The organism is Arenimonas sp., from assembly GCF_035312645.1.
Lineage (GTDB): Bacteria > Pseudomonadota > Gammaproteobacteria > Xanthomonadales > Xanthomonadaceae > Arenimonas.
The window spans coordinates 1-5,595 of record NZ_DATGBO010000014.1 but is presented as its reverse complement, the minus strand read 5'-3'; the positions used below and the strand labels follow the sequence as shown (position 1 = coordinate 5,595).

At 63.4% G+C, this 5,595-nt stretch carries 8 protein-coding genes; 1 reads left to right on the top strand and 7 read right to left on the bottom strand.

The genetic code is table 11. The annotated features are described in order from the left end of the window. Window positions 1–355 precede the first annotated feature (355 nt). From VKM35_RS01165 to VKM35_RS01140, 6 genes are all read right to left on the bottom strand, one after another. Complete coding sequence (locus VKM35_RS01165; RefSeq protein WP_324317487.1) at window positions 356–781, bottom strand: molybdenum cofactor biosynthesis protein MoaE; 426 nt, start codon at window positions 779–781, stop codon at window positions 356–358. 4 nt (window positions 782–785) lie between these two features. After that, window positions 786–1,022: a MoaD/ThiS family protein gene (locus tag VKM35_RS01160; protein ID WP_324317485.1), complete on the bottom strand. Its 237-nt coding sequence runs from the start codon at window positions 1,020–1,022 to the stop codon at window positions 786–788. After that, on the bottom strand, window positions 1,019–1,513 hold the full coding sequence (gene moaC / locus VKM35_RS01155; RefSeq protein WP_324317483.1) for a cyclic pyranopterin monophosphate synthase MoaC: 495 nt from the start codon (window positions 1,511–1,513) through the stop codon (window positions 1,019–1,021). Before moaC ends, VKM35_RS01160 begins: the two co-directional genes overlap by 4 nt. Before the next feature lie 69 nt (window positions 1,514–1,582). Next, window positions 1,583–2,608: a GTP 3',8-cyclase MoaA gene (moaA, locus tag VKM35_RS01150; protein ID WP_324317481.1), complete on the bottom strand. Its 1,026-nt coding sequence runs from the start codon at window positions 2,606–2,608 to the stop codon at window positions 1,583–1,585. Further along, window positions 2,605–3,360 (bottom strand): MBL fold metallo-hydrolase, encoded by a 756-nt coding sequence (locus VKM35_RS01145; protein ID WP_324317479.1) that lies wholly within the window; start codon window positions 3,358–3,360, stop codon window positions 2,605–2,607. Before VKM35_RS01145 ends, moaA begins: the two co-directional genes overlap by 4 nt. Beyond that, window positions 3,357–4,124 (bottom strand): 3-deoxy-D-manno-octulosonic acid kinase, encoded by a 768-nt coding sequence (locus VKM35_RS01140; RefSeq protein WP_324317477.1) that lies wholly within the window; start codon window positions 4,122–4,124, stop codon window positions 3,357–3,359. Before VKM35_RS01140 ends, VKM35_RS01145 begins: the two co-directional genes overlap by 4 nt. On the opposite strand from VKM35_RS01140, the gene VKM35_RS01135 reads away from it, so the two are divergent. Next, window positions 4,125–5,177, top strand: coding sequence for a glycosyltransferase family 9 protein (locus tag VKM35_RS01135; protein WP_324317475.1), 1,053 nt, complete (start codon window positions 4,125–4,127; stop codon window positions 5,175–5,177). It abuts the gene before it with no gap. Window positions 5,178–5,196: 19 nt separating this feature from the next. Here VKM35_RS01135 and VKM35_RS01130 read toward each other — a convergent pair. Then, the coding region (locus VKM35_RS01130) for a hypothetical protein (RefSeq protein ID WP_324317473.1) at window positions 5,197–5,595 on the bottom strand (399 nt) is incomplete at its 5' end.

Sequence of the window (5,595 nt, the reverse complement as noted above, 5' to 3'; positions counted from 1 at the left end):
ACCCATGGCATGTCGGTTTGCGTAGCCATTTCTTCAGAACTGCCTAGGCACACCTCTGGTTCTTCTCAAGCAGCTAACCGCCAGGATAGTGATGGTCCAGGCAGGCATGGTATTGACTGATTCGGGTGCCGAGGCCAGCCGACAAGGGCTGCCACCCAAGTCTGCCGCAGCAGCGGCTACCGCCGCGCCTAGTCGCTTGCGTTAACGCGTTCCACTTGTGTTGATCGCAGTCGCTTGCGTTGATCGCAGCCCACTTGCGGCTCCATTGTCGCGACGACTCTTCCAATCTCACGAACAACACGCTTCGTAGGAGCGATGGCAATCGCGACCGGGCATGTCGCGATTGCCATCGCTCCTACGCATCACCATCCGGATGCAGCCAGCCGGCAGCGCCATCGGCGTAGTGCTCGTGCTTCCAGATCGGCACACGCGCCTTCACTTCATCGATGATCCAGCGGCAGGCGGAAAATGCCGCGTCGCGATGTCCGGCGCTGACACCGACCCACACCGCGAGTTCGCCCAGAGCGAGACGGCCGACGCGATGCACGCAGGCGGCATCGATGATCGCGAAACGGGCGGCCGCTTCGGCGAGAATTTTCTCGCCCTCGCTGTCGGCCAGCGCCGCATACGCTTCGTAAGTGAGGGCCGATACTGGCCGACCTTCGTTGATGTTGCGCACCCAGCCTTCGAAGCTCGCGTACGCGCCAGCCTGGTGCGAGAGCAGGCGCTCGCGCAATGGCTCGATGTCGAAAGCTTCATCGACAATCGCAAAGCGCTTCATCCGCTCAGCCTCCCGATACCGGTGGAATGAAGGCGATCTCGGCGCCGTCGGCCACCGGATCGTTCCAGTCGACGAAGGCGCCGTCGACGGCCACGCGCAACCGTTCGCGTGCGATCGAAAAACCATGCCTGGCAAGCAACGCATCGTAAAGCGCCGCCAGCGATACGGGTGTCGGTAGAATTTCCGACGCGACGCCGGTGGCATCACGCAGGCTGGCGAAATACAACACGGTCACGCTCACGCCTTGCCGACTTTGCGCTTGCCGCCGCTCTTCGCCCGCAGCTTCGCCGGGCCGATCACCAACGCATGCGACAAGGCCTTGCACATGTCGTAGACGGTCAGCGCAGCGATGGTCGCGCCGGTCAGCGCTTCCATCTCGACGCCGGTGCGATGGTGGGTCCGCACCTGGCATTCGATCTTCAACGTGGTCTCGTTCGCCCAGGAAATATCGAAGCGGCAGCCGTCGATCGGCAGCGGATGACAGAACGGAATCAGCTCGTGCGTGCGCTTGACCGCCATCGTGCCGGCGATGATCGCGGTATCAAGCACTGGCCCCTTGGCCGTGCTGAGCCCGGACTTCTTGAGCTGCGCGGCGACCGCGGCTGGAAAACGCACCAAGCAATCGGCGGTCGCCTCGCGCGCGCTGGCCTGTTTGTCCGAGACGTCTACCATGGCCGGGCGACCGGCGGCGTCGATGTGCGTCAATCGCGATGACTTTCCTGCCACGACCACTCCTCAATTCATTTTTCTGACGATCGATCGTCACCCTTCCATACCATCGACATCGAACGCGCGCTCCGATCAACCGCCGATATAAAACATCTCGATCTTCTTTCTGTCGCGGCCACCACTCGCGCGCTGCTCGCTGTAGCGATCCGCACGGCGCTGCCATAGCGCGTCGACGCGTGTGGCCAGCGCATCAACGCCCTCGGCGATCGCTGCGCGCAGATCCTGACCCTGCGCTGCGAACAGGCAGGTAAACAACTGGCCATCAGCGGACAGGCGCGCACGATGGCAGTCGCCGCAGAACGGTTCGCTGACCGAACTCACGAAGCCGATCTCGCCGCCGCCATCGGCAAACCCGTAACGCGATGCCACTTCACCACGATAGGTCGCCGACAGTGCGCGCAGAGGCCAGCGCGCGGCGATCTGGTCGCGCAATTGCTGTGAAGGAACCACTGCCTCGCGACGCCAGCCGTTGCAATTGCCGACGTCCATGTATTCGATGAACCGAATCACGTGTCCGCTGCCGCGGAAGTGTTCGACCAGCGGCAACACCTGATCTTCGTTGACGCCGCGCTGGATCACCGCATTCAACTTGAGCGCACCGAAGCCCGCAGCTTCCGCTGCCGCGATTCCGGCGAATACATCGGCGACATCGCCGCGACCACCGGACAGGGCGCGAAACACCGTCGGATCCAGCGCATCGAGACTGATCGTCAGGCGATGCAGACCGGCATTGCGCAAGGCCTGCGCCTGCCCCGCCAGCAAGGAGGCATTGGTGGTCAGCGCGAGGTCATCGATGCCCGGAACCGCTGCCAGGCGCGCGATCAATTGCGGCAGATTTTTTCGCAGCAAGGGCTCGCCGCCGGTAAGCCGGATCTTGCGCACGCCGAGTCTCGCGAAGCCGCGCACCGCCGTCTCGATGTCGTCGAAGCTCAAGCGTCGGCTGCGATCTAACGCAGTTTCCTCGGGCGTCTGCCCTTCCGGCATGCAATACGGACAGCGGTAGTTGCAGGTCTCGATCACCGAGACACGCAGGTCGCGCAACGGTCGGCCGAGTGCGTCGGCCGGATGCAGCGCGGTGGTTTCGAACAGCGCGTTCATCCGGTCACGTCCGCGCCGACCGGATCGGCAAGCGCGAGCACGTCGCCAGCCTGCGCCACGCGATGACCGCGCGCATGCAGCGCATCGCCATCGGCATGCGAGGCGTAGTGGTAAAGCACGCAGCGCGCCAACAACTCTGGCGAATATTCGCGTTCCAGATCCGCAATACCGCTGTGCGAAGGATTGCCCTGCATCGCGCAATCGTGGGCGATCAACTCGCCGGCATCGGCATGCTGCGCCAGCATTTCCGGAATCGGCCGGGTGTCCCCGGTCCAGACCATGGCACCGGCGAGGCGAAGGCCGAAGGCCGTATCCGGCAGATGGTGACGCACCGGAAAAACATCGAACCAGCGCCGTGCATGCCAGAAGCCGCGCGTGACCGGCACCAGATGAAAACCATCCCACCAGTTCGCACCACCCTCGGCGATTACGCCCGGATAATCGGCCAGGCGCGATTGCAGATGCGGCACCACGGTCGCGGGCACATAGAGCTTCACCTTGCCGCGCAGTTGCGGATCGAAATAGATCTTGTAGAAAAGACGTTCGAGCCCAGCGACGTGATCCATGTGCACATGGGTGATGAACAAGGCTTCGGGCGCACGACCGTAATGCGCGAGATAGGCGGTCAGTGCTTCCTGTCCGCAATCGATCATCAGCTGCGGCTGGCCATCACGTTCGATCACTGCCGAAGCCGAACCCAGCTCGACCGCCTGGGAACTGCCGACGCCGAGAAATCGCAGCGACCAGCTCATGCCTGCAGCGCCTGCTGGTGGGCTTCGCGCAGCGTCGCCATCCCCTGCGTGATCAGCGTTGCCGGCTGATCGCGATGGATTTTCCGCAGCGAGCGTTCCAGCCGCGCCAGCACCAGATCGCACCACTTGCCTGCCGCAGTTTCCATCCGTCCCTTGTCCCAGTCGATCAGCCAGACATCATCATTGCCGCCGATCAGCAAGTTGTGCGCATTGAGATCGGCATGATGCGCCGCGTGACGATGGCAGCGCGCGATCGCCGCGCCGACCTTGGCCCAGGGCGCTTCAAGGCCCTGGTTGCCGACGACATCGGCGAAGGAGCGCACATCGCTGATCCGCTCGATCAGGATGGCGGCGCGATAACGCAGGCCGCTGCGGCGATAGTAAGCAGCGATAGGCGCGGGCACCGGCAGGCCGGCGCGGCACAAGCGTTGCATCAGCGTGAATTCGCGGAAACTGCGCACCTTGTCCTCGCCCTGCCACAGGTAATCGCTGTCGCTGAGCCTTGCCATCCAGCCGCCGCGGCGATACCGGCGCAGCACCGCATCGCCAAATTCGCCGCGCACGAACCACGCCGCGCCACGCCCGCCCTGCCCCTGGATCGGCTGCGCGTCGGCGCCGTAACTGGCGGCATCGAACATCGCTGGCGTCGCTTGCCGCAGGCGCGCCGGGTCGAACACAATCGAGCCCTGCCCGCGCGCGTCGCGGAACGGCTGTCTTTTTTCACTGGCGGCCAAGGGCATTTCCATCAGGGTGAAGTCTAGCAAGTGAGCACTCCCGCCGCGCCGCGTTCGATCTGCCTGCTGCGCCTGTCCGCGCTTGGCGACGCCACCCACGTGGTGCCGCTGATCCGCACGCTGCAGCGCGCCTGGCCCGAGTTGGCGATCACCTGGATCATCGGCAAGGGCGAGGCCAGGATGCTGGAAGGCCTCGAGGGCGTCGAGTTCATCGTGTTCGACAAGAAAGCCGGCTGGGCGGGCGTTCGCGACCTGCGCCGGCAACTCGCTGGGCGACGCTTCGATGTGCTGCTGCAGATGCAGCTGGCCCTGCGCGCGAACCTGCTGTCGATGTTCATCCGCGCCGATCGCCGCATCGGTTACGACGTCGCGCGCAGCAAGGAAGGCCATGGCCTGTTCATCAACGAACGCATCGCCGCGGGTGGACACCACGTGCTCGATGTCTTCGGAAAATTCTGCGAGCCGCTGGGGCTGAAACAGGATCGTGTGCAATGGAATCTGCCGGTGCCGGCATCAGCACGCGAATGGGCCGCCGAGCAACTGCCGGGCACGCAACCAACCTTGCTGATTTCGCCGTGTTCCAGCCACGCGCTGCGCAACTGGGCACCGGATCGTTACGCCGCCGTCGCCGATCACGCCGCCGCGTGCGGCTGGCGCATCGCGCTCTGCGGCGGTCGCAGCCAACTCGAACGCGACACCGGCGATGCGATCATCGCGGCGATGAAAACGCCGGCGATCGACCTGATCGGCAAGGACACGCTGAAACAATTGCTCGCGCTGCTCGAACGCGCCGATCTCGTGCTGTCCCCCGACTCCGGCCCCGCGCATATGGCCAATGCGATGGGCACGAAAGTGCTGGGTCTGTTCGCCTGCACCGACCGCGAACGCTGCGGCCCGTATTCGGACCTGCGCTGGTCGGTGAATCACTACGACGAAGCCGCACGCAAATTTCTCGGCAGACCCGCCAGCGACATCGGCTGGGGCAAGCGCGTGGAATTTCCCGGCGTGATGGATCTGATCAGCGTCGAGGAAGTGATCGCGCGCTTCGATGCCTGCTGCGGGGAATTTCCGGCGGAGGGTTGACTGTTCCCAGAGGCAGCTGTCAGTGTTTTTTTTCTTCCGCTGCCTGGCTGACCTTTAGCTCAGCAGCCAATCCGGCCTGAGCTGCGCCGTTCAAACTGAACTCCATCACATGGAACCTAACATCTTCTACCGCTATCGCCAGCGATGCGCGCTTGGAAGCGGAAACCAGCTGCGCCACTTCTGAGTATTCTGAGAACGCAAGCAGCTTTTGCTTGTCTTTTTTATTGCCGACGCATACGAGATGAACGACCAACGTAGCGGCATCCGTGGTCAACATGCCGTTGTATTTCTCTCCGTCGACGCACGGCGAGTCTAAGAACACACCCCAGTAGCATTTTTTATCTACTAACGTGCACATCTTCACCATGCTCTCACCGCTAGAATTCTCTACGTAGGCGGCCGCTGTTCCTTCTTCAGA